22 protein-coding genes and 1 pseudogene are annotated in these 23,188 nt (G+C 60.5%); 11 read left to right on the forward strand and 12 right to left on the reverse strand.

What is annotated here, in order from left to right; all coding sequences use genetic code 11:
* Nucleotides 1-12 precede the first annotated feature (12 nt).
* A complete protein-coding gene (locus EDF70_RS12115) occupies nt 13-630 on the reverse strand; it encodes an ankyrin repeat domain-containing protein (RefSeq protein ID WP_165932015.1) in 618 nt (205 codons plus the stop codon).
* 292 nt (nt 631-922) lie between these two features.
* Here EDF70_RS12115 and EDF70_RS12120 point away from each other — a divergent pair, with 292 nt between their 5' ends.
* Nucleotides 923-1,561: an NAD-dependent dehydratase gene (locus EDF70_RS12120; RefSeq protein WP_132273548.1), complete on the forward strand. Its 639-nt coding sequence runs from the start codon at nt 923-925 to the stop codon at nt 1,559-1,561.
* A gap of 8 nt (nt 1,562-1,569) precedes the next feature.
* Here EDF70_RS12120 and EDF70_RS12125 read toward each other — a convergent pair whose 3' ends face one another.
* Nucleotides 1,570-2,631, reverse strand: coding sequence for a D-alanyl-D-alanine carboxypeptidase family protein (locus tag EDF70_RS12125; RefSeq protein ID WP_165931997.1), 1,062 nt, complete (start codon nt 2,629-2,631; stop codon nt 1,570-1,572).
* 126 nt (nt 2,632-2,757) lie between these two features.
* On the opposite strand from EDF70_RS12125, the gene EDF70_RS12130 reads away from it, so the two are divergent.
* From EDF70_RS12130 to EDF70_RS12145, 4 genes are all read left to right on the forward strand, one after another.
* The gene (locus EDF70_RS12130) at nt 2,758-3,042 is read left to right on the forward strand and encodes an I78 family peptidase inhibitor (protein WP_132273550.1); all 285 of its coding nucleotides are present in this window, start codon (nt 2,758-2,760) and stop codon (nt 3,040-3,042) included.
* Between the two features lie 13 nt (nt 3,043-3,055).
* The gene (locus tag EDF70_RS12135) at nt 3,056-3,283 is read left to right on the forward strand and encodes a hypothetical protein (protein ID WP_132273551.1); all 228 of its coding nucleotides are present in this window, start codon (nt 3,056-3,058) and stop codon (nt 3,281-3,283) included.
* 195 nt (nt 3,284-3,478) lie between these two features.
* A complete protein-coding gene (locus tag EDF70_RS12140) occupies nt 3,479-4,222 on the forward strand; it encodes an NYN domain-containing protein (RefSeq protein ID WP_132273552.1) in 744 nt (247 codons plus the stop codon).
* 52 nt (nt 4,223-4,274) lie between these two features.
* Complete coding sequence (locus EDF70_RS12145; RefSeq protein ID WP_132273553.1) at nt 4,275-4,667, forward strand: GFA family protein; 393 nt, start codon at nt 4,275-4,277, stop codon at nt 4,665-4,667.
* Here EDF70_RS12145 and EDF70_RS12150 read toward each other — a convergent pair.
* Nucleotides 4,664-5,137, reverse strand: coding sequence for a VOC family protein (locus tag EDF70_RS12150; RefSeq protein WP_132273554.1), 474 nt, complete (start codon nt 5,135-5,137; stop codon nt 4,664-4,666). The two genes, EDF70_RS12145 and EDF70_RS12150, sit on opposite strands and share 4 nt — an antisense overlap.
* Before the next feature lie 313 nt (nt 5,138-5,450).
* Here EDF70_RS12150 and EDF70_RS12155 point away from each other — a divergent pair, with 313 nt between their 5' ends.
* Nucleotides 5,451-6,782, forward strand: coding sequence for a solute carrier family 23 protein (locus EDF70_RS12155; protein WP_132273555.1), 1,332 nt, complete (start codon nt 5,451-5,453; stop codon nt 6,780-6,782).
* Nucleotides 6,783-6,846: 64 nt separating this feature from the next.
* Here the strand turns inward: EDF70_RS12155 and EDF70_RS12160 are convergent, their stop codons facing one another.
* A complete protein-coding gene (locus EDF70_RS12160) occupies nt 6,847-8,988 on the reverse strand; it encodes a hybrid sensor histidine kinase/response regulator (RefSeq protein ID WP_132273556.1) in 2,142 nt (713 codons plus the stop codon).
* Nucleotides 8,989-9,264: 276 nt separating this feature from the next.
* Here EDF70_RS12160 and EDF70_RS12165 point away from each other — a divergent pair, with 276 nt between their 5' ends.
* Nucleotides 9,265-10,452 carry a TadE/TadG family type IV pilus assembly protein gene (locus tag EDF70_RS12165; RefSeq protein WP_132273557.1) on the forward strand — a complete coding sequence of 396 codons (1,188 nt, stop codon included), beginning with the start codon at nt 9,265-9,267 and terminating at the stop codon, nt 10,450-10,452.
* A 15-nt stretch (nt 10,453-10,467) separates the two neighbouring features.
* On the opposite strand, the gene mobB is transcribed toward EDF70_RS12165, so the two are convergent.
* From mobB to EDF70_RS12180, 3 genes are read right to left on the reverse strand one after another with little or no spacing between them, the layout of a single operon-like run.
* A complete protein-coding gene (mobB, locus tag EDF70_RS12170; RefSeq protein WP_132273558.1) occupies nt 10,468-10,983 on the reverse strand; it encodes a molybdopterin-guanine dinucleotide biosynthesis protein B in 516 nt (171 codons plus the stop codon).
* Entirely contained in the window at nt 10,980-11,609 is a 630-nt protein-coding gene (gene mobA / locus EDF70_RS12175; RefSeq protein ID WP_132273559.1) for a molybdenum cofactor guanylyltransferase MobA, read from the reverse strand. The genes mobB and mobA overlap by 4 nt, the downstream gene beginning before the upstream one ends.
* A 12-nt stretch (nt 11,610-11,621) precedes the next feature.
* Nucleotides 11,622-12,527, reverse strand: a complete 906-nt coding sequence (locus tag EDF70_RS12180) for a DMT family transporter (protein ID WP_132273560.1) — start codon at nt 12,525-12,527, stop codon at nt 11,622-11,624.
* Nucleotides 12,528-12,825: 298 nt separating this feature from the next.
* Here EDF70_RS12180 and EDF70_RS12185 point away from each other — a divergent pair, with 298 nt between their 5' ends.
* Nucleotides 12,826-15,387, forward strand: coding sequence for a HAMP domain-containing methyl-accepting chemotaxis protein (locus EDF70_RS12185; protein WP_132273561.1), 2,562 nt, complete (start codon nt 12,826-12,828; stop codon nt 15,385-15,387).
* Between the two features lie 150 nt (nt 15,388-15,537).
* Here EDF70_RS12185 and EDF70_RS30705 read toward each other — a convergent pair.
* The 3 genes and pseudogenes from EDF70_RS30705 to moaA form a co-directional block, all read right to left on the reverse strand.
* Nucleotides 15,538-15,830, reverse strand: a pseudogene (locus tag EDF70_RS30705) (type II toxin-antitoxin system RelE/ParE family toxin).
* Nucleotides 15,818-16,090: a ribbon-helix-helix protein, CopG family gene (locus EDF70_RS12195; RefSeq protein WP_132273562.1), complete on the reverse strand. Its 273-nt coding sequence runs from the start codon at nt 16,088-16,090 to the stop codon at nt 15,818-15,820. Before EDF70_RS12195 ends, EDF70_RS30705 begins: the two are co-directional and overlap by 13 nt.
* Before the next feature lie 60 nt (nt 16,091-16,150).
* Entirely contained in the window at nt 16,151-17,137 is a 987-nt protein-coding gene (moaA, locus tag EDF70_RS12200) for a GTP 3',8-cyclase MoaA (RefSeq protein WP_132273806.1), read from the reverse strand.
* A 225-nt stretch (nt 17,138-17,362) separates the two neighbouring features.
* Here moaA and EDF70_RS12205 point away from each other — a divergent pair, with 225 nt between their 5' ends.
* The 3 genes from EDF70_RS12205 to EDF70_RS12215 are packed head-to-tail and all read left to right on the forward strand — an operon-like array spanning nt 17,363 to nt 20,214.
* On the forward strand, nt 17,363-17,737 hold the full coding sequence (locus tag EDF70_RS12205; RefSeq protein WP_132273809.1) for a DUF971 domain-containing protein: 375 nt from the start codon (nt 17,363-17,365) through the stop codon (nt 17,735-17,737).
* A gap of 30 nt (nt 17,738-17,767) precedes the next feature.
* A complete protein-coding gene (locus tag EDF70_RS12210) occupies nt 17,768-19,591 on the forward strand; it encodes a monovalent cation:proton antiporter-2 (CPA2) family protein (RefSeq protein ID WP_132273563.1) in 1,824 nt (607 codons plus the stop codon).
* Nucleotides 19,588-20,214, forward strand: coding sequence for a pyridoxamine 5'-phosphate oxidase family protein (locus tag EDF70_RS12215; RefSeq protein ID WP_132273564.1), 627 nt, complete (start codon nt 19,588-19,590; stop codon nt 20,212-20,214). The genes EDF70_RS12210 and EDF70_RS12215 overlap by 4 nt, the downstream gene beginning before the upstream one ends.
* Nucleotides 20,215-20,233: 19 nt before the next feature.
* On the opposite strand, the gene EDF70_RS12220 is transcribed toward EDF70_RS12215, so the two are convergent.
* Nucleotides 20,234-21,304, reverse strand: coding sequence for a GGDEF domain-containing protein (locus EDF70_RS12220; RefSeq protein WP_132273565.1), 1,071 nt, complete (start codon nt 21,302-21,304; stop codon nt 20,234-20,236).
* 271 nt (nt 21,305-21,575) lie between these two features.
* Nucleotides 21,576-22,967, reverse strand: a complete 1,392-nt coding sequence (fumC, locus tag EDF70_RS12225) for a class II fumarate hydratase (protein WP_132273566.1) — start codon at nt 22,965-22,967, stop codon at nt 21,576-21,578.
* Nucleotides 22,968-23,188 lie beyond the last annotated feature (221 nt).

Raw genomic sequence — 23,188 nt, forward strand, 5'->3', positions numbered from 1 at the left:
ACGACAGCAGCCCTAACGTCTCGCCGCCTCCAGCAATGCCACCATTTCCCCATATCCGCGCGCCTTCGCGTGCTGCATCGGCGTCACGCCATCCTTGTCGGCAAGGTTTTGCCTTGCGCCGGCATCCAGCAGCAGTTTGACGATCTGCTGATGGCGCAGGCCGCCGTCGCTGAGAATGATCGCCTCCAGAAGTGCGGTCCAGCCGAGCTTGTTGACGTGGTTCACGTCCACGCCCGCCTCGATCAGCGTTCGGACCGTTTCCACATGGCCGCGTTCGGAGGCGGGAATGAGCGCCGTACCGCCGTAACGGTTGGTGCTCTTGAGATCGGCGCCATGCGACAATGTCAGTTTCAGGATTTCGAGATGGCCGCGTGCGCCTGCATAGAGATAGGGACTGTCCTCTATCTCGTCCCTGGCGTTGACGTCGGCGCCGGCCTCGATGAGCAGCCTTGCCGCCTCGATCTGGTTGGCATGGGTGGCGATGAGGAGGGCGGTCTGTCCATGGGCGTTGCGGCTGTCGATGCCGGCGCCTTCGCCGATCAGCGTGGTGACAGACTGCGTGTCGCCGTGGCGCGCAGCATCCATGAGTGCCGCATCCTTCGTGTCCGACATGGCAGGCTCCTTCATCATCGACAATGTCAGGGCAGCGAAGATCAGGACATGAAGCGATGTTTTCAAGTCCGGTCTTTTTGATCGCATCGTTTTCATCATGATCTTAGGGGCATTCGGTTCGCGTCTACGAATATGTGCGGATGAAAGCGCATGGTCGCAGGCGTTGCAAGCGGCAATGACCGAGGCGAGCCGATCTGCCCGCGAACACCGGTATGCCTTCAGACAAATACGGGAAAGCATGATGCCAAAATGCGGTGGCTGGTGGTAACGTTGCTTCGATAGGGCTTTGGCGATGGATCGGGGGGATATCATGAAACTTCTGCTGGTGGGGGCAAGCGGGCTTGTCGGCAGCCATGTGCTGAAGCTGGCTCTCGCCGATCCGCGCGTCACGCATGTGGTGGCGCCCGGCCGCAAAGCCCTGGCAGCCCATGCCAAGCTCGAGGCACCCATATGTGATTTCAGCGGGATGACCGGAGACGAGCCTTTCTGGCAGGGCGGTGCGGTGATCTGCACGCTCGGCACGACGATCAAGGTGGCGGGGTCGCAGGCGGCATTCGAACGGGTCGATCATGACTATCCGCTGACCGTGGCCCGCCTGATGCACAAGCGCGGCGCGCAGGTTTACGTGCTCAATTCGGCGATCGGTGCCGATGCGAATTCGCGTTTTTTCTACAATCGGGTGAAGGGCAGGCTCGAACAGGATCTGGCAGCGATCGGCTTTCGATCGCTGGCTTTTGTGCGCCCCGGCCTGATCGGCGGCGAGCGGGCGGAACGCCGTCGTGGTGAAGGCATCGCCGAAGCGGTTCTGAAAATCGCCGCGCCGGTGCTGCCGAAGCGTTGGCGCATCAATCCGGCGCCGGTGATCGCGCAATCACTGCTGGATTGCGCTCTTGCAGCAAAGCCCGGCATTCGCATCGTGCCGTCAGAAGAACTGACCGGACAGGTATAACGTCCGCTTTACTGGAATTCCGGCGGGCGCGGTCTTGGCAGCGGCACGTCCGCGACATTTTCCGTGGCCCATGTGTTGATCGTGTGCACGAGGCTCGGCAATTCGCCCTGCAAAAAGCTTTCGTGGCCGGGCAGGCCCATCGGGTACATGGCGTTGCGCTCGGCCTCATAAGCGACACTTGCGCCGGTGCACAGTTTGACGCGCATGTCGGGTGCCGACAGGTCCGTGCGGTTGACGATGGTCTCGACCCGGCCGGTGCCGGTGGGCAAGCGGTTTTCAAAGGCCTGCGTGAGATATTGGGCGGCGCGCTCGTTGCGCTCGCGTTCGGTGGTGGCGCCCATCATGACGACCATGACGCTACGGCCATTGCGCTCGGCAAGGCCGACATAGTTGCGGCCGGAGGCACAGAGAAAACCGGTCTTCATGCCGACCGTGCCGGGATAGCGGGTGAGCAGCAGATTGTTGGCCTTGATCTCCTTGCCATCAATGCTGACCGCCGTTGCCTGGAAGAAGCGGCGGTATTCCGGGAAAACGCGGTTGATCTCCATGGCGAGAATCGCGAGGTCGCGGGCGGTGGTGTAATTGTCCTTGTCGAACAGACCGTTGGGGCTGGCGAAATGCGTGCCGGTCATGCCGAGGCGGGCCGCTTCCGCATTCATGCGGCGGATGAAGGCGGGCAGATCAGCGCCGACCTTTTCGGCCAGTGCCACGGCGACATCATTGGCGGAGGCGACGATGGTGGCGTAAAGCGCGTCTTCCAATGGCATGGTACGGCCGAAGGTGAGGCCGGATTCGAGAAAGGCCTGTTTTGCCGCGTTGCGGGTGATCATGACCGGCGTGTCGAGACGCACGTCACCGGCGCGTAGCGCTTGGAAGGTGATCAGCGCCGTCATCAGCTTGGTGGTGGAGGCCGGATACCATGGCGCACCGGCATCTTCCTGATAGAGCACTTCGTGGCTGGCGGTATCGACGACCAGCACGGGCGTGGCATTGGCTGCCGTTGAGGACAGAAGGGTGGCCACCGCCAGAAGGGTTTTCAGCGAGCGTCCGGGATGAAAATTCTTGATCATGCGCAGTCTCCGACAGGAGACCTGTCCTAGGGAAAATATCAGCGACTGGCAACGGTCTGACGCCGGCCGCATTGTCGGCAAAGTTATGGATAAATTTGTGGTTTAGAATAGGTTAGGAATATCGCTATGAAAATATCCGCAAGTCTGTTGTCGTTGCTGCTTGCCGCAACGTTGGTTCCCGTTACGGCAGGTGCTGCACCGGCCAAGCCAAAAATATGCAACGCGCAGGCGGCGCAAAAGCTGATCGGCAAGAAAAAACCCAGCGATGCGCAGGCGAAAAGGCTGACGGGCGCGACAAACGTGCGGCAGATCGGGCCGGGCGACATGGTCACGCGCGATTTTCGGCAGGACCGGGTGACGATCGAGACGGATCCTGCAACCGGCCGGGTGACGCAGGCAAGCTGCGGGTGAGGGCGTCTGCGACATGGGGGTCACGCAGGCCATAGCGTTCATTACCTTCAACATCATCGCGATTGTCGTGGCCTGCTGGGTTGCACGCCAGCCGAAAAGCACTCCCGCCGGCGTGGCTTTGGGGGCCGGTTGTGGGGTGGTCCTGATGGCGGCTGGCTCCGCATTGGTGGGGCTTTTCGCGCATGTCCTGCCATTCGGACAGATGGATTTCTGGCTGGCCAGCTGGATCGGCCCTTTGTGATGTGAGGGATGGACGGCCCAGCCGTTGCCGGTGGCGAGGTCGCACCGGAGCATTGCCGGGATGTTCGGCTGAACCGTCGCAGGCCACATGTCGTTAAGCGTGCGCGCGGAATTATGATCCGGATAGGTTGTAAAACACCTTCCGCCGGGAGATGCTCGACCTGCCATTTGCTTTGGGAAAGGGGAGCCCTCTCGCATGTCGGAAAAACGCCCGCGCCGCCTTGCCGTGCTGATCGACGCAGATAATGCGTCGGCCAGGATCGCCAGTGGATTATTCGAGGAGATCGCCAAGATCGGCGAGGCGAGCGTCCGGCGCATCTATGGCGACTTTTCCGCGCCCCAGACAAAGTCATGGACCGACGTTCTGGCAAAATTCGCGATCATTCCGCAGCAGAATTTTGCCTATACGACCGGCAAGAACGCCTGCGATATCGCGCTCGTCATCGATGCCATGGACTTGTTGCACAGCGGCCGGTTCGACGGGTTCTGCCTCGTCTCGTCCGACAGCGATTTCACCCGGCTGGCGGCGCGCATTCGCGAACACGGTGTCGATGTCTTCGGTTTCGGGGAGCAGAAGACACCGGAGAGTTTTCGGCAGGCATGTCTTCGGTTTATCTACACTGAGAATTTGTTGCCGCCGGTGGCGACGAACGAGGCGGCAACTGTTCTGGCCGTAACGCCGCTAAAGCCGCCGAAAACTGCGACGGCGCTGATCAAGAAAGCGATCGCCCAACTGGAGAGCGAGGACGGTTGGGTGCATCTGGGACCGGTGGGCGCACAACTGTCGAACTTGACCTCCGATTTCGATCCGCGAACCTATGGCGCCAAAAAACTGAGCGATCTCGTGCGTCAGACCAATGCCTTCGATTTGGAACAGGCTGATGGAAGACCTTTGAGAATTCGCATCAGGCAACCTTTGCCACAGAAAGTCATTGCCTGAACAGGGCGGTCTGTTTTGTCCGCTGGCAATTGCTTGAGCAGGGAGAAGCACGATGTCCGAGATCACCGGTGGCTGCCGCTGCGGCAATGTCAGGCTCGTTGCGACCGGCAATCCCTATCGCGTCGGGATCTGTCATTGCTTCGATTGCCGCAAGACCCATGGCGCGCTGTTTCATGCCTCGGCGATCTTTCCCGAGGCGGCGGTGACAGTGCAGGGCGAGACACGTGACTATCGTGGCCGGCATTTTTGCCCGCATTGCGGTTCGCAGGTTTTCGGGCGCAGTGAGGACGAGGTGGAGGTCAATCTTGGTGCGCTGGACGAGATCGACCGGTTTGAGCCGACCTATGAATTATGGACCGTTCGCCGCGAAAGCTGGCTGCCGGATTTTCCGGTCAAAAGGCGGTATGAGCGCAATCGTGAGGGAGAAGGCCGCAGCGAGGATTAACCCCGCACGGCCGCTTCTATTGCCGCAACATCGATCTTTTTCATCGTCATCATCGCGTCAAAGGCACGTTTGGCCGGTGCGCCGCCTTGGGTCAGTGTTTCCATCAGGATGCGCGGGGTGATCTGCCATGACACGCCCCATTTGTCCTTGCACCAGCCGCAGTCGCTGGTCTGCCCGCCATTGCCGACGATGGCGTTCCAGTAGCGGTCGGTTTCGGCCTGATCCTCGGTGGCGATCTGGAAGGAGAATGCTTCCGACTGCTTGAAATGCGGGCCGCCATTGAGCCCGATGCAAGGGATGCCAAGCACGGTGAATTCCACGACAAGTACATCGCCTTCGTTTCCGTCCGGATAGTCGCCCGGTGCCCGCGTTGCCTTGCCGACGCTGCTGTTCGGAAAGGTGTCGGCGTAGAAACGGGCCGCATCTTCCGCGTCCTTTTCGTACCAGAGGCAGATGGTGTTCTTTTCCATGACCGGTCCTCCCTGTCATCGCTGAAATTATCCTCTGTAATGGAGGTAAGGAGCATGCGGCATTTCGCCAGTGCAAATGGAGCACATTAGACTTTTCGGCTGTGGGAAAGCCGGAAAGGCCCGATGACAGTGCGGCAAGTTCGGATTAACCAAGGTTTTTGCGAGCCGATAGACGCCACCGACGACTGATGCCGGTCGCCTATCCGCGAAGCGCAGTTTTAGAAAGATCAACGCCTCCGACCGAAATGCAAAACAGGTGCGCCGTCAAAACGCATGCCCGGTCGTCTGGCGAAACCAAGAGATGGGGCGAAACATGAGCGAGACGGGTGGTTATTTTCCGCGGTGGCGGCTGAAGACGGAAGGGCGCATCCTGCCCGACGAACGTCTGCCGGCAGGCCAGACAGTGGTGCTGGGTTTTCAGCATGTGGTGGCAATGTTCGGCTCGACCGTTCTTGCGCCGATGATCATGGGGTTTGACCCGAACGTCTCGATCCTGTTTTCCGGTATCGCGACGCTGATCTTCTTTATCGCCGTCGGCGGCCGTGTGCCGAGCTATCTCGGTTCGTCCTTCGCCTTCATCGGCCCGGTTCTGGTGGCAACCGCTGCCGCAGCCGGCGCCCCCAATCCGAATATCGCGGTGGCGCTGGGCGGCATCATCGCCGCCGGTGCGCTTTACACGATGATCGGCATCATCGTGATGATGGCCGGTCACCGCTGGATCGAAATGCTGATGCCGCCGGTTCTGACCGGTGCGATCGTTGCCGCCATCGGCCTTGTGCTCGCGCCGATCGCCATTGCCAGTGCATCCGGCACCGGCGCGGCCTCGCCCGATGGCAGCCAGCTGTCGCGCTGGGTGGCCATCGCCACCGTCACCGCTGTTGGCCTTGTCGCCGTCTATGCGCCGGGCCTGACGCGCCGCCTGCCGATCCTGATCGGTGGCGCCTTTGCCTATCTGCTCTATCTCGTGCTGGCCAACGGCATGGGTTACGGCACGCCGATCGATTTTTCCGGTGTTTCCGCTGCCGCATGGTTCGGCCTGCCGACCTTCACCGCACCGGTCTTCCACGCCTCGGCAATCACCCTGATTGCCCCGGTCGTCGTCATCCTGGTTGCTGAAAACCTCGGGCATATCAAGGCGATCGGCGCCATGACCGGCCGCAATCTCGATCCTTATCTGGGTCGCGCCTTCATCGGTGACGGCGTCGCCACGATGTTTTCCGGCGCCTTCGGTGGCACCGGCATGACCACATACGCGGAAAACATGGGCGTCATGGCCGTGACCCGCATCTTCTCGACGCTGGTCTTCCTCGTCTCGGCCTTCGTTGCCATCCTGCTCGGCTTCTCGCCAAAATTCGGCGCACTGATCCAGACCATTCCGGGTCCGGTTCTCGGCGGTCTGTCGATCGTCGTGTTTGGTCTTATCGCTGCCACGGCCGGCCGTATCTGGGTGGAAAACAAGGTCGATTTTTCCGAGCCGCGCAACCTGATCACCGTCGGTGTGGCACTGGTTCTGGGCGCCGGCAATTTCAAGCTCGATGTCGGTGGCTTCACGCTCGATGGTATCGGCACGGCGACGATCGGTGCGATCGTGCTTTACCACGCGCTCGGCTGGGCAAGCCCGCGCAAGGATGCCGACAACGTCTGATATTTCGAAGCGTTAAGATCGGTAGGGGCCGGCTTGTCCGGCCCTTATTCTTTTCTGGAAGGCGTCATTCCCCGCCGATCAGTTCCTTCACCCGGCGACCGAGCGCATCGGCCACGAACGGTTTGGTCATGACCTGCATGCCGCGCTCCAGATGGCCGTGGTTGAGGACGGCGTTTTCGGCATAACCGGTGACGAACAGCACATTGAGGTCCGGGCGTTCGACGCGCGCGGCATCGGCCAGCTGGCGGCCGTTCATGCCGTTCGGCATGCCGACATCGGTGATCAGCAGGTCGATGTCGGGTCGGGTGTTGAGGATTTTCAGTGCCGTTGGGCCGTCTTCGGCTTCCAGAACCGAATAACCGAGATCCTGCAAAATCTCGACCGCCACCATGCGCACCAGCGGCTCGTCATCCACCACGAGGATGAGGTTCTGGCCGCTGGCGACCGGCACTGGTGCATCCTCGACCGGCATGTCCTCGAAATCGCCATCGACGGTGTGGCGCGGCAGGTAGATGCAGATCATCGTACCCTTGCCGAGTTCCGAATAGATGCGCGCGGCACCACCCGACTGACCGGCAAAACCATAGACCATGGAGAGGCCAAGCCCGGTGCCCTGGCCAATGGGTTTGGTGGTGAAGAACGGATCAAAGGCGCGCTCGATGATATCTGCCGGCATGCCGGTGCCGGTATCGCTGACGCAGAGCGAAATATACTGGCCCTGCGGCAGGCCGCGCTGGGCGGCGGCCCGTTCGTCGAGCCACCGATTGCCGGTCTCGATCGTCAGTTTTCCGCCTTGCGGCATGGCATCGCGGGCGTTGATGCACAGGTTGAGAAGCGCATTTTCCAGCTGCCCGGCATCGACGAAGGCGGTCCACAGCCCGCCGGCTGCCACCGTTTCGATGGCGACGCCCGGGCCGACGCTGCGGGCAATCAGATCCTGCATGCCGGCAACGACGCGGTTGACGTCCGACGGTTTCGGATCGAGCGTCTGGCGGCGCGAGAATGCCAGCAGGCGCTGGGTGAGGGCGGCGGCGCGTTTTACGGCCGACTGCGCGCCGGTGAGATATCGGTCGATATCGCCGATGCGGCCCTGCGCAAGCCGTGTTTTCATCAGCTCTAGGCTGCCGCTGATGCCGGCGAGAATGTTGTTGAAGTCGTGCGCAAGACCGCCGGTAAGCTGGCCGACGGCCTCCATCTTCTGGGCCTGACGCAGCGCTTCCTCGGCCGCTAGCAAGGCGGTGGTGCGTTCTTCGACGCGCTGCTCCAGCGTATCATTGAGCGTGCGCAGGGCGGCAAGCGCCCGGTCGCGTTCGGCCTCGACGGCACGGCGGTTCTCGATGTCGAGCAACACGCCGGGAAAGCTGAGCGGCTTGCCGTCCGGCGAAAGATCGACGCGGCCGTTGGCTTCCAGCCAGTAATATTTTCCGTCCTGTCGGCGGGTGCGGTACTGATGCGCATAGGCGCCGCCGCGCGACAGAGCTTCGCGCATGGCGGCGGCAAGTCCCGCCTGGTCATCCGGGTGCACGGTTTCGACCACCTGTTGCAGGCTCAGCCCGACACGCCCGAGCGCCGGATCGATGCCGAAGGCGATGGCAAAGGCTTCGTCGACGGTGAACTTGTTGTTCGGCACATCCCAGAACCATGTGCCGATAATGGCGCCGGCTTCGAGCGCAAGCTGAACACGCTGTACGGCATCACGGGCGCGGGTTTCGCTTTCGCGCAGGGCCTTTTCGGCATTCTTCCGTTCGGTGATATCGCGAAACAGGACCGAGACCTGCCGCAGGCTGGCCGGTTCGACGCGGGTTGCCGAGACCTCGATAAAACGGCCGATCGACACGAATTCCTGCTCGAAACGCACGACATTGCCGGTCTTCAGCACGCCGCCATAGATATCCAGCCAGACGTCGGCATTGTCCGGCTCGATCTCGCGCAGCCGCTTGCCGATGATATCGGCAATGCCGGTCTGGCGTTCATAGCCGGAATTGGATTCGATATGGACGTAATCGCTCAAGGGACCATGCGGACCGTCGATGAATTCGATGATGCAGAAACCGTCGTCGATGGCCTCGAACACGGCGCGGCGGCGGGATTCGCTGCCTGCCAGTTCTGTTTCGGCGATGGTGTTCTGACTGGCCTGCAATGCCCTCAGGCGGACCACTTCGTCTTGAAGCTCTTCGCGAGAGAGCGATGCAATGTCTGGATTCACAGGGCAACCTTTCGAGCAGGCGTTTTGATTAGCATATACGCTTGAAGAGGGAAGCGGGTTGCATGCGCAGGGGCGCCGTAGTGCTGATTTTCGGCGAAAATTTACCGGAATAACTGCGCCCGACACGCTGGCCGTGCCGCCGCGTGGTGTTGCGCGCGCGGATGGTGTGGAGTGTTGCAAAATTCATATATTGTTCATTTCTAATTGATGAAGTTATCACTAATTAAGTGATTGCTGAAATGATAGCGGTGTTCTTCACCTGCGAGTGTCTTCAGCATGCGACATGTCCGACAGAAAATCCGCGCTCTCGTATTGGGCCGGGATGGCAATTTCAGCGTCATGACGGCGCTGATCATGCCTGTCCTTCTTGGTGTGGCCGGCATGGCCATCGATGCCACCAGCATGGTGCTTTCGAAGGCGCAGTTGCAGGACGCCACCGATGCGGCGGCGCTGGCGGTGTCGTCACGTCTGGCGGATAAAAAGATCGACGGCACGACCGGCTCTGATTACGGCAAGAATTTCGTGGCGGGACGTTTTTCCGGCACGGCGGATGCAGCCACGGTCACCGCGATCAAGGCGGCCACGACGGTATCCATCACCACGACGGCGCAAGGGTCTTCGGGGAAATCCTTCACTGTGGCGGTCAATTCGCGGCTGCCGGTGCCCTTGAACCCTCTGACCCGGCTGATTTTCGGGCAGCAGGTCAATGTTGCGGCAGCCAGCAAGACAGTGAGCGGTTACGGCGGCCCGCAGGGGCTCTCGATGGAAGTGCTGCTGGATACGTCCGGTTCGATGGTGCAGCCAACCACGACGCAGCGAACCAAATGCACACTGCAGATCCTCAACATCTGCCTAAGTTATACGACCTTCTACCTGACGAAAATGGACGCTGTGAAAGAAGCGGCAACGGCGATGTTTGACGGGCTCGACAAGGTTGACCCAACGCCGAAATTCATCCGCACCGGCGTCATAACCTATGCCAACGGCATGGTCGGGCAGTCTGCCATGGCATGGGGAACGACCAAATCCCGCAGTCAGGTGAACGCCATCGCAACACCGGTTGGCGGTACGGATGCGACCAACTCGCTGGATACGGCAACCAGCAACATCAAGGTCAACACCGGTAAAACCGATACGGAAAGCGTGGAGCAGAGGAAAAATGGTAACGATCCGGTAGACCGCGCGATCGTCCTCATGACCGATGGCGAAATGACCGGTAACAGCGCATTGTGGGATTCGACCATCGACAACAACGTCCGCCTGAAATGCGCAGCTGCCAAGACGGCCGGTATCAAGATCTATACCGTGGCCTTCATGGCGCCGTCGAAAGGTCAGGATCTCTTGAAATATTGCGCCACCACCGAGGCGAATTATTATGAGTCGAATTCGGTGGATGCGCTCGTTGCTGCTTTTGCCGACATCGCCGCAAAGGTGACAGCCCAGCCGAGCCGACTGACAAACTGATTGCTGGCCTGCCAGTCATTTCGCCAGCAGGCCTACTTTCTCCGCGATGAAGTCAGCGATCATATTCGTATCGTCGAGATCGAAAACCGGGATCGTACTGCCCTCGACGGCATGGTCGGCGGCAATGGCGACGATATGCGGGTCGTTCGGGGCAAGCGGCTCGCGATTGGCGGATTCCAGACGGCGTGCCTCGATCTTCGGCACCGGCTCGCGTTTGTAGCCTTCGATCAGAACGAGATCACAGGGCGCGATGCGGGCGAGAATGTCTTCAAAGCTCGGTTCCGGTTCTCCCCGCAATTCGTGCATGATGGCAAAGCGCGTGCCCGACACGATTGTGACCTCATGCGCGCCGGCCTCGCGATGGCGAAAGCTGTCGGCGCCGACCTTGTCGATATCGAAATCATGATGCGCGTGCTTGATCGTCGAGATGCGGTAACCGCGGCGGGTGAATTCTGCAACGAGGCGGACGGCAAGCCCGGTCTTGCCGGAATTTTTCCAGCCGGAAATGCCAAAAATGCGCTGGGTCATCACTGCTCCAGAAATGTTTGCGCCAGAGTAAAATCCTCAGGCGTATTGACGTTGAAAAACGGATCGCGCGAGCCTGCCGGCGTGTCCTCCGGTTCGAAAGAAACCGTGACATTCGGGTGGCGGGCCAGAAACGCCTTGACGCGGCGATTGCCGGGATCCTTCAGCCACTGTTCGAGATCGTCGGCGAGGCCAAGCGGCCAGAGCGCATAGACCGGATGCATATGGCCTTCGGACGCTGCGATGGCGATCGTCTCACCATTGGGGCAGGCGGCGACGAGGCGGGCGACGAGGTCGCGCGGCAGGAATGGACCATCGCCGGCAGCGCTTGCCATATGTGTATGGATGCCCTTTGCGGAAAAATGGCGAAGGCCTGCAAGAATGCCGGCAAGCGGCCCCTGATGATTTTCGAGCGTATCGGCCACGACCGGCAGGTTCTGGTGCTGCGCGAAATCGGGAAGGGCGTTTACGGCAAGCGCTGCGACCTGCGGCATCAGGCGATCGGCGACATGGGCGATCATCGGTCGCCCCGATAGCGCCATCGCCGTCTTGTCACAACCCATGCGGCTGGAACGGCCGCCCGCGAGAATGAGGCCTGCGATGTTTTCGGGACGTGGTGTTTCAATGGTCATGACGGCGTCTCATCATGCCGGTGGTGCCGGATCGGTTTCGCCGGCCGTTACCTGCCGGCGGCGGCTTTCACGGTAGAAGGTGTAAAGACCGGAGCCGATGACAAGGGCGATGCCGAGGAACATCCACGCATCCGGGATTTCACCGAAAAACAGGAAGCCGATGCCGAGCGCCCAGACCAGTGCGGTGTAACGGAAGGGCGCAACGAAGGAGATTTCGCCGGTGCGCATGGCAAGGATGATCGATTGGTAGCCGGCTAAGACAAGCAGCGATGCCAGTGCGAGAAGACCGAATGCACCGCCATCAAGCGGCTGCCAGCCACCCATCGGCACGATCAGCAGTCCGCCCAGCACGGTGATGACGGTGGTAGTGAACATGCTGACGGAAATGGAGGGAATGGACGGATCGACACGTTTGGTGGCGAGGTCGCGACCGGCGGTGAAAAACACGGCGGCAACGGCGAACAGGGCGTCGGGCACAAAACCGGCAGGGCCGGGTTTGAGGATGATCAGCACGCCGATAAAGCCGACGGCGATGGCCGACCAGCGGCGCCAGCCGACCTTTTCGCCGAGGAACAGCGCCGCTCCCAGCGTCACGGCAAGCGGCAGCGATTGCAGGATGGAGGAGGCATTGGCGAAGGGGATGCGGCTGAGCGCGGTGAGATAGGTGAGCGTTGCGCCGATCTCGAAGAAAACGCGCAAAAGCATGATCCTGTCGGTCAGCATGCGGCGGGTCGGAAGTGCGCCGAGATGGCGGGCGATCAGGAAAACGAGGATCAACGTCATGGCGCCGCGCACGAACATGATCTGTGCGACCGTTGCCTGCGAGGAGACGGCTTTGACCAGCGCATCGTTGCAGATGAACACCGCCATGGCGAGCACCATGAAAAGCGCGCCCCTGGAATTCGCCGATCGTACCATCCGTCCCACTCCCCCACGCCGAATCACGCATCATCGGCCTGAACTGAGAATCGGTGGCCGCAGCGATGGCGTGAAGGCCGGCTCTCCTTAAAGTGGTTTTGGCGAAATGGAAACGGCTGGTCTGCCGATCGTCAGGTGGCGACGATCTGCCGCCGGAAAATGAAGCTTTTCCGTGCATTGTTAACGGTTGCTCAATCCAATTTTCCGAGTGTTGCTAGAATTTCGCATGAGGCGAAAATAATGGCTGTGCGTCGCCGATGGGAGGCTGGTGTACGGGCACATTCGCGGGGGGAACCGCATGTCCTTTATCGACCGGCTTTTGCAGAGCCGCAGGATCGTCACCAAAGTTCTTCTGTTCGTCGTGCCACTGGTGCTGCTGATCGCCGGCGTCGGGCTGGCGGGCTATTACACCTCGACGACGCTGAACGGCCATATGACCGTCACACGCGCGACGATCGAAAATATCGGCGACTTCGAGCGCCTTCAGACCAGTCTGCAGGATTTTTCCAATGCGCCCGGCGACAAGACGCTGGCGGCCTTGAAGGCTGATATCGATGCCCAGGAAAAGGGTGTTGGCGCATTGCAGGGCCTGCTGGTCTCCGACGGTGACCGGGAACGTATCGCCCCGGTGATCGGCCTGGCGGCGGCCATGCGGGCGCATGCGGATGCGCTGTGGGCCGTCAAGGGCCGGCGCGACCAGAACGGCCGCGAGATGGATCTCGGCATGTCCAAGGTTCGTGCTCTCGGCACCGGCGTGCAGGGGCAGGTGGGCACGCTGCGCAAGCAGATGGAAGGCAAGGAAAAATTTGCCAAGGGTCTGCTGCTGGAAGCTTTTGCCTATAACGCCGTCTCCGGCCGCATCGGTGATCTGCGCGAAGCCATGCGCCGCGCCGAAAGCGATGATGCCGCCGTCAATACGGCAAAACTCTATCTCGCCACACTGAATGCCGAATTCGACAAGGTCATCGGCCTTGTGCCCGAGCGGGCCCAGAAGGGTTTTGCACCGGCACGGGAGGCCGCCGCCAATCTCGACAAGGTTCTGGCGAGCGATGCGCCGATCGCAGAAAAGGGACAGGCAGCCCGCGTCGGCACCAGTGCCTTCATGCGCATCCAGGGCGACCTCTCCAACCTCGCCACCACCAAGGCGGTGACGGCAGCCGAACGATTCGTCGGCCTCGAGGCCGACGTGGTGGCGCAGCGTGAACTGCTGACCCAGAGCGAGGAATCGCTGCGGCGGATCGATGAATTGCAGCTTCTCGTCGAGCGCCTGCGCATGACCGCCACCGAGGACAGCCGCAAGGCGGTTCTGGGCGGCATGACGACCCTGCGCAAGGCAAGCACACGCGTTTCGGAACTGTCGGCCACCAATGTCACATTGGCCGAGTTTGCCGGAAAGACCGAGGCGCAGCTTACGGCACTCGATAAATCCTCGGTCAAGCTGATGGACATCACGGCCGACTGGCAGAAACAGAAGGCCGAGGCCGCGCAGACGCTTGTCAACGGCATGGCCGGTCTGAAGGCTTTTGTGGCGCAGGCGCAGGAAACCGGCAAGCAGGACAGCGAACGTTCTGCGACGCTGTCCGTCATCGCGATGGTTGTCGGCACCGTGCTGGCGATTGCAGGCGGCCTGATGCTGGTCGAGACGCTGCGTGGTCCTCTGCGCCGCGTCAACGACGTGATGAAGCGTCTTGCCAATGGCGACCTCGATGTGTCGATCGAAGGCCGCGAGCGTGGCGACGAGATTGGTGACATGGTGCGTTCCGTTACCGTGTTCCGTGATGCCGCTGTCGAAAACGTGCGGCTGGAGCAGGAAGCGGCATCTGCCCGTGAGCTTTCGGCCGAAGAGTCCGAGCGTCGCAATGCCGAGCGTGCCCACGTGGCATCGGAGCAGCGCCGCGCGCTCAACGCCCTGTCGCACGTGCTCGGAAAGCTCGCGGAAGGCGATCTGGTAGAGGGCATGGCCGAGGATCTGGCGGAAGACTTTGTCGAGATGGCCCGCACCTACAATCAGGCCGTCGAGGCTCTGCGCACGACGCTTGCCGATGTGCGCAGCACCGCCGACGAGATCGAAGGCGGCACCGGCAATCTGGCAAGCTCCGCCGATGATCTGGCCCGCCGCACCGAACAGCAGGCGGCGGCTCTGGAGCAGAGTTCGCGGGCGCTGCGGCACCTCAGCGAGATCGTCGTGTCGACGGCCGAAAATGCCAAGCGCACCTCTGCCTCCGTCAGCGAGACGGAAGAGTTCGCGGTACGCTCCGGTCAGGTGGTTGAACGGGCCGTCGGTGCCATGGGCGAGATCAGCAAGTCGTCAGCCAAGATTGCCACCATTATCGGCGTGATCGACGAAATCGCCTTCCAGACCAACCTTCTCGCCCTCAATGCCGGTGTGGAAGCCGCGCGGGCAGGCGAGGCTGGGCGTGGTTTTGCCGTCGTGGCGCAGGAAGTGCGTGAACTGGCGCAACGGTGTGCCGGTGCTGCCCGCGAGATCAAGGATCTGATTTCGGCCAGTGCGACGCAGGTGAAGAGCGGCGTGCATCTGGTCGAAGAGACCGGACAGGCGCTATCATCGATCATCACCCATGTCGGCGAGGTGCGCAAACTCGTCTCCGACATTTCGGCAGCGACCGGCGAACAATCCACCGGCATCCGCGAAGTGACGCATGCGGTGCAGGAAGTGGAGCTGATCACCCAGCGCAACGCCGCGATGGTCGAAGAAAACAACGCTGAGATCCATGGTCTGCGCCGCCGTGTTGAAATGCTGTCGGAGAAGATCGAGCATTTCAAGACACGCGATCCGCAGATGCAGGTGGAACTGGGCGATTACGATCGCCGGCCGGGCTGGGGGCGTGAGGTGGCGTAATATCCGATAGCTTTATAAATGGCCGGGACGATGTTTCGGCCATATTTTTTGTCGGCTCGATGGTGCCGGAGTTGCGAAGACGGAGGTGTTCGAGTTACCACCGCTTTCGAACGTTCCAGAGTTCACCGATTAGCCGAACTCACGATGCGATCAATATCCGGCCTCACGCTGATAGCGAAACGCCAGAATATAACCGGTATTGTCCGCCGGCTCGAACCGATACAAGGCGACATAACCACTACTACCGAAGGGAATCAGCAACTCTCTCAGAGGTTCGTTGTCTGAAAATGGGCGACCGATATGCGGCGTCTGCGATAGTAAAGAAAAGTGGCGGGAGATTGCACGCTTGGCCTCGGCGGAAGACCGTCGCCGGCCTTATCCAGAAAACGCCGGCATCGCTCAAGCCCGGTCAACGCACCGCGAGTGACAATTACCTGTGGCACTCCGGAGGACCCTTTTCCTGGTCTGTGCCCCAACTCTCAAGCCAGTCCTGAACTTCTTGTCCGGTGAGGTGAAGTCCGCTCTCCTGATAGTCGGCCCAAGCGGCATGGGCCTCCTGACGAAAACCTTCTCGGTATTCTTCGCGCTCGACATATTGCCAGATGGCATCGCCGATCATGCCATCGGTTGATTGGTTGCGGACTTTCGAAAGCTTGTCGAGCCTTTCGCCAAGCTCATCGTCGATTTGGAGTGATGTGCGCATGATAATCCTGCCGCGTAAGGCTTGCAGCCTAACAAAATGGACAGCACAAATCCACCAGCCTCAGCCGCCCGTCACGCTCATATGCCGTGACACCGCCGGCCGGTTATTCCGGTCGATGATGAAGTCATGGCCCTTCGGCTTGCGGGCGATCGCCTCGTCAATTGCCGCGGCCAGATGCGTCGGGTCGTCACTTTCGCGCAAGACTTCGCGCAGGTCGGCGGCGTCGTTCTGGCCGAGGCACATGTAAAGCGTGCCGGTGCAGGTGAGGCGGACGCGGTTGCAGCCCTCGCAGAAATTATGGGTCATCGGTGTGATGAAACCCATGCGGCCGCCGGTTTCCATCACTTCGACATAACGGGCAGGGCCGCCTGTCTTGAACGGGATATCCTTGAAGGTGAATTGCTTCTCGAGGTTTTCGCGCAACACCGAGAGCGGCAGGTAACGGTCGGTGCGGTCTTCCTCGATCTCGCCCATCGGCATGGTTTCGATGACGGTCAGATCCATGCCGCGACCATGCGCAAAACGCATCATCTCGGGGATTTCGTCTTCGTTGAAACCTTTCAAAGCCACCGCATTAAGCTTGATCTTCAACCCGGCCTTCTGGGCGGCATCGATACCTTCCATGACCCTGGAAAAGTCACCCCAGCGGGTGATTTCCTTGAACTTTTGCGGATCGAGCGTATCGAGCGAGACGTTGATGCGGCGCACGCCGGCATCGTGGAGTTCCTGCGCGAAGCGGGCGAGCTGCGAGCCATTGGTGGTGAGCGTCAGCTCGTCGAGATGGCCGGTTTCGATATGGCGGCCAATCGAGCGCACCAGATGCATGATGTTCTTGCGCACCAGCGGTTCGCCGCCGGTCAACCGCAGTTTGCGCACGCCCTTGGCGACGAATGCCGAACAGAGACGGTCCAGCTCTTCGAGTGTCAGCAAATCCTTCTTCGGCAGAAACGTCATGTTTTCCGCCATGCAATAGGTGCAGCGGAAATCGCAGCGGTCGGTGACGGATACGCGCAAATAGGTGACCGCACGACCGAACTTGTCGATCATCGGAGCGATGCTGGCGGCCGGGGCGGCGACAAGCGGTGGGGTCACGAAAGAATTCACGTCGTTCTACTCCTGTACGTCAAATCTGGTGATTGTCCTGATCGACGTCAAGCATGCATATGGTCTGCGACTTTGGATCGTCTTGCTGCCGTCAACGCACTTGCAGCGAATTGACGAAATCCATAATCGTGAGCGGACAAAATTGGAAGAGCAGAGATGACCGACCCCATCACAGATAGTTGGCCGACCGAGATCAAGGTATCGCAGGACAAGCTCGTGCTGACGGTAACCTTCGACGATGGCGCAAGCTTTGCGCTGCCGGCGGAAATGCTGCGCGTTCTGTCTCCCTCGGCCGAAGTGCAGGGGCATGGCCCCGGCCAGAAGGTGACGGTGCCGGGCAAACGCCTGGTCGGCATCCGCAATGTGGTGGCCACCGGCAATTACGCGGTGCGCATCGCCTTCGACGACGGCCATGACAGCGGTATCTTTACCTGGCGATATTTGCGTGAGCTGGGCCTCGAGGGCGACGATAAATTCAGGGAATACGAGGGTGAGCTGTCAGCCAAGGGGCTGAGCCGCGAGCCTGTCATAAAAGCACGATAACAGATCGAAACGAAACAGAGGGGTAACAGAGTGGCGGCAGAATCGAATGCGGGAGAACTGGTCCAGGTCGTGGCACTGCTGGGGGCGGGCGTCATTGCCGCGCCGCTGTTCAAGCGGCTGGGCCTGGGTTCCGTTCTCGGCTATCTCGCTGCCGGTCTGGTCATCGGCCCATTCGGGCTGAAACTGGTATCGGATCCGCAGGCCATACTGCATATCGCCGAACTCGGCGTGGTGATGTTCCTGTTCATCATCGGCCTTGAAATGCAGCCGTCGCGGCTGTGGAACATGCGCAAGGACATTTTTGGACTGGGGGCTTTGCAGGTTCTCGTCTGTATCGCAGCGTTGATGGCAGTGGGCCTTGCCTTCGGGCAATCGGCGCCGGTCGCCTTCGTTGCCGGTACCGGCTTCGTTTTGACCTCGACGGCGATCGTGATGCAGATGCTGCAGGAGCGCAATCACCTGCATACGCCCAAGGGGCAGCGGATCGTTTCGATCCTGCTGTTCGAGGATCTGGCCATCGTGCCTCTGCTGGCCATCGTGGCGCTTCTGGCGCCGCAGGGCGAGACGGTGTCGTTTGTCGAGCGGCTGCAATCGCTGGGCATCGGTTTTGCCGCGCTCGCCGCGCTGGTGATCGCCGGGCGTTACCTGCTCAACCCGTTCTTCCGTCTGCTCGCCCAGTCCGGCGCCCGCGAAGTGATGACGGCGGCCGCCCTGCTGGTGGTGCTCGGGTCGGCATTGCTGATGGATTTTGCAGGTCTTTCCATGGCCATGGGCGCGTTTCTGGCCGGCGTGCTTCTGTCGGAATCCTCGTTCCGCCATCAGCTGGAAGCGGATATCGAGCCGTTCCGTGGCATCCTGCTCGGCCTGTTTTTCCTGGGCGTCGGCATGGCCGTCGATCTGGCGGTGATCTTTGCCAACTGGAGCCATGTGGTTCTTGCCGTGATCGCCTACATGATCGTCAAGGGCGTGATCATCTATGGCGTGGCGCGGCTTTTGAGGGCGCCGCATGCGGAAAGCCTGGGACGTGCGATCCTGATGGCGCAGGGCGGCGAGTTCGCCTTCGTGCTTTATGCCGCGGCTGCCTCCGTCGGCATTCTCGATGCCGATACCAATGCAGTGCTGACGGCGACCGTCGTGATCTCCATGGCGGTGACGCCGCTGGTGGTGGCGATCTACGTGCGTCTGGCGCCCAAGCCGACCGTTGACACAAGCGGTCTCACCGAGCCGGAAAACATCGAGAACACCGTGCTGATCATCGGTTTCGGCCGTTTCGGCCAGATTGTCAGCCAGCCTCTGCTGGCGCGCGGCTATACTTTGTCGATGATCGACAAGGATGCCGAATTCGTGCGCGATGCGGGCGATTTTGGGTTCAAGGTCTATTACGGCGACGGCTCGCGGCCGGAAATCCTGCATGCCGCGGGTGCGGCCACCGCCAAGGCGATCCTCATCTGTATCGATGACAGGGAAGCCGCCATCAAGATCGCCGAAATCGTCAAGGAAGAATATCCCTTGGTGCCGGTTCTGGCGCGCGCCTATGACCGCGGCCACGCCATCGATCTGCTCAAGGCCGGCGTCGATTACCAGATCCGCGAAACCTACGAATCCGCACTCGATTTTTCCGGCGAGGTCATGCAGGTGCTGGGCGAGGAGGAAGAGCTTGTGGCTCAGATGGTGGAGGAATTCCGCGAGATCGACCGCGAGCGTTTTGCCATGGAACAGGTCGGCGGCATTTATGCCGGCCGTTCGCTGATCAAGGGCAATGCCCAGCCCGCCGATATCATCGCCGCCAAGACGGCGCGAGAACGCGAACGCAAGGCAGCGGAAAAGGCAGCAGTCAAAGAGGCGACGACATGAGTGCGAGTGCGCAGGACGGAATCATTACCTCGATCGAGGGGCTGCGCGAGATCTACGGAGAGAGCAGCCCGGCATCGATGGTCAAGGTCACCGATTACCTGACGGCTGAATACCGGCAGATGATCGAGGCCTCGCCCTTCGTGGCGCTGGCGACTGTCGGGCCTGAGGGCATGGACTGTTCGCCGCGCGGCGATCTCGGTGGCGTAGTGCGCGTCGAAAACGAGCGCACACTGACGCTGCCCGATTGGCGCGGCAACAACCGTATCGACTCGCTGGAAAACATCGTGCGCGATCCGAGGGTAGCTCTGATGTTTCTCGTGCCCGGATCGAACACCACGATGCGCGTCAACGGCCGCGCAGTGGTGTCGGCGAAACCGTCGCTGCTCGACAGTTTTGAAATGGATGGCAAACATCCGCGCAGCGTGACGGTCGTCACGATCGAGGAGGTTTATTTCCAGTGCGCGCGGGCGCTGATGCGATCGGAATTGTGGAACCCGGAACGGTTCGTCGATCCGAAGAACCTGCCGACGCCGGGTACGTTGCTGAAAGCGGCCAAGGCGGATTTCGACAAGGAAACCTATGACCGCGAATGGGCGGCAAGGGCTGCCGCCACGATGTGGTGATGGAAGGCCGGCTGGTCGATCACTTCTTGTAGATCAGCCAGCCTTTGCCGAGATAATCCTTGCGCATGCCCTCTTCGAAGATCTGGGTGCGGTTGCGGCCATTGCCCTTAGCGCAATAAAGCGCGACGTCGGCCTGCTCGTAGAGTTGGCCCGGATCCTCGGCCTGGACGGCCATGGAAAAGCCAAGCGAAATGGTCACCGGACCGTAATCGACGCCGGTGCGCGAGTTGCGGAAGGGGCGGCTTTCGAGCGCGTGGCGCACGCGTTCGCAGTTGGCAAGGACCTCCTCGGGCGTATTGCCCTGAATGATCATTGCGAATTCCTCGCCGCCCGTGCGGGCGACAAAGACATCCTTGCGGACATTGCTGCGGATGACAGAGGCGACCGTGGCGAGTATCTTGTCGCCGACCGGATGGCCGTAAGTGTCGTTGATGCGCTTGAAATGGTCGATGTCGACCAAAATCAGCGCGGTCACCGCAAGGCTCATCTGATCGTCGTAAAGCGATGCCAGTTTTTCGTCGAAGGCGCGGCGATTGGCGAGCCGCGTCAGCGAGTCCGTGTTGGCTATGCGCTTGTATTCGTCGAGTTCCTTGCGGACATCGTCCATTTCCTGCGAGCGCTGCGCGACATTTTCGACCGTCTTTTCGCCATGTGCCATGGTGTCGCCGGTCGCTGAGGTCAGCAGGTCAATGGCGCTCGCAAGGAGGTCTGCGGAGAAATGGGATTTGGTGTTGATGCGTGAGGCGGTTTCCTCGAGCAGGCGATTGTAGCTTTCCAGCGAAGTCTGTTCCTGCCGGATCACCCGCAAAACACCTTCAAGTTCAATCGCGAGCCGCGTATGGGCGCGCTCGATGACCACCGCCTGCGGACGGCCGAGATACTCGTCGGCCAGATGATCAAGTTCTTCCTGCGTTGCCCGTGTGCCGAGCGCAACAAGCTCTCGCGACAGCTGTGCATTGCTGCCGATATAAGCTTCATAGAAAAGCTGGTAATTGCGAGGAATAGGAGCAACGCCCATCGACCTCAATGCATAAACGATCTGCCCAGCTAAATCAGAAGCATGCGCCTTTTGCGCTGTCGCCGTGTTCATCGGCTACTCCCGTGGTCCCACCCAAATTTAAACCTATGATTAGGGTCAAAGTCTTGGGAAAAGATTAAAAATATGGTTTCCACGACGTAATACTTAGATTCTGATAATCGCGACAAGCCTTGAATTGCAAGGCGTGCGGTGTTTTTTCTTTAGTCTATTTCTAAATAGGACCAGAAAAGGTATTTCCCGAAAGAGTTGCACCGGCTCATGGCTGTCCATGAGTCGGTGCTGATTTTCACGTCTATGGTGTGATCAGGTGTAACGGCGAACGTTACTTCGGGCCGATCATGTTCTCCGGGCGGACATACTGGTCGAACTCTTCGTTCGTCAGGTAACCGCCGCCGACTGCTTCTTCGCGCAGCGTCGTGCCGTTCTTGTGGGCAGTCTTGGCGATCTTGGCGCAGGCGTCGTAGCCGAGCTTGGAGTTGAGCGCCGTCACCAGCATCAGCGAGTTTTCGACACCCTTGCGGATGTTGTCTTCGCGGGCTTCGATGCCGACCACGCAATTGTCGGTGAAGGACACGGCGGCGTCGCCGAGCAGCTGCACCGACTGCAGGAAGTTATAGGCCATCATCGGATTGTAGACGTTGAGCTCGAAATGCCCCTGGCTGCCGGCGAAGGTGAGTGCCGCGTGGTTGCCAAAAATGTGGGCGCAGACCTGGGTGAGGGCTTCCGACTGGGTCGGGTTGACCTTGCCCGGCATGATCGACGAGCCCGGCTCGTTTTCCGGCAGCGACAGTTCGCCAAGGCCGGCGCGCGGGCCGGAGCCGAGGAAACGGATGTCGTTGGCGATCTTGAAGAGGGCAGCGGCAGCAGCATTGATGGCGCCGTGCGAAAACACCATCGAGTCATGCGAGGCGAGCGCCTCGAACTTGTTCGGGGCGGTGACGAAGGGCAGGCCGGTGATCTTGGAGATCTCGTCAGCAACCTTCTCGGCAAAACCGATCGGTGCGTTGAGGCCGGTGCCGACGGCGGTGCCGCCCTGGGCGAGCTTGGACAGGGCCGGGATGGTCAGTTCGATATTGGCGATGGCGGACGCCACCTGCGCGGCATAACCGGAGAATTCCTGACCGAGCGTCAGCGGCGTTGCATCCTGCGTGTGGGTGCGGCCGATCTTGATGATATGCGCGAATGCCTTGACCTTGGCCTCGAGTGCCTGATGCAGGTGTTTCAGCGCCGGCAGGAGGTGATGGTGGATCGTCTCGACGCAGGCGATGTGCATGGCCGTCGGATAGGTGTCGTTCGACGACTGGCTCATGTTGACGTGATCGTTCGGGTGTACCGGCTTCTTCGAACCCATCACGCCGCCGAGCACTTCGATGGCGCGGTTGGAGATCACTTCATTGGCATTCATGTTCGACTGCGTGCCGGAACCGGTCTGCCAGACGACGAGCGGAAAGTGGTCGTCGAGCTTGCCGTCGATCACTTCCTGCGCCGCATCGACGATGGCCTTGCCGACGGTGGCGTCGAGACCGGAAAGCTCCATGTTGGCGCGGGCTGCTGCCTGCTTGACGATGCCGAGCGCACGAACGACGGCCAGCGGCTGTTTTTCCCAGCCGATCTTGAAATTGCCGAGCGAGCGCTGGGCCTGTGCGCCCCAATAGCGGTCGTTCTGAACTTCGATCGGGCCAAACGTATCGGTTTCGGTGCGGTTCGTCGTCATATGCCTCTGTCTCCCATCGCCCGCCGTCGCGGGTTGAACTTGCCGGCCTGAATAAATGAAGGTGAAAATGAGCCTGAGCCGGCGGCGCATTTCTATACCATTGTCAAATGACTGCAAGCGGAAGAGGGCTGTTGAAGACTGCGAGAAATCGGGGTTTTACCCTGTTTGCGGTGGTGTTCGTGCCATTATTGCCACGATGCGGTGAATAGAGGTTTTGCGAG

It is taken from the genome of Neorhizobium sp. JUb45 (genome assembly GCF_004343585.1).
Lineage (GTDB): Bacteria > Pseudomonadota > Alphaproteobacteria > Rhizobiales > Rhizobiaceae > Neorhizobium.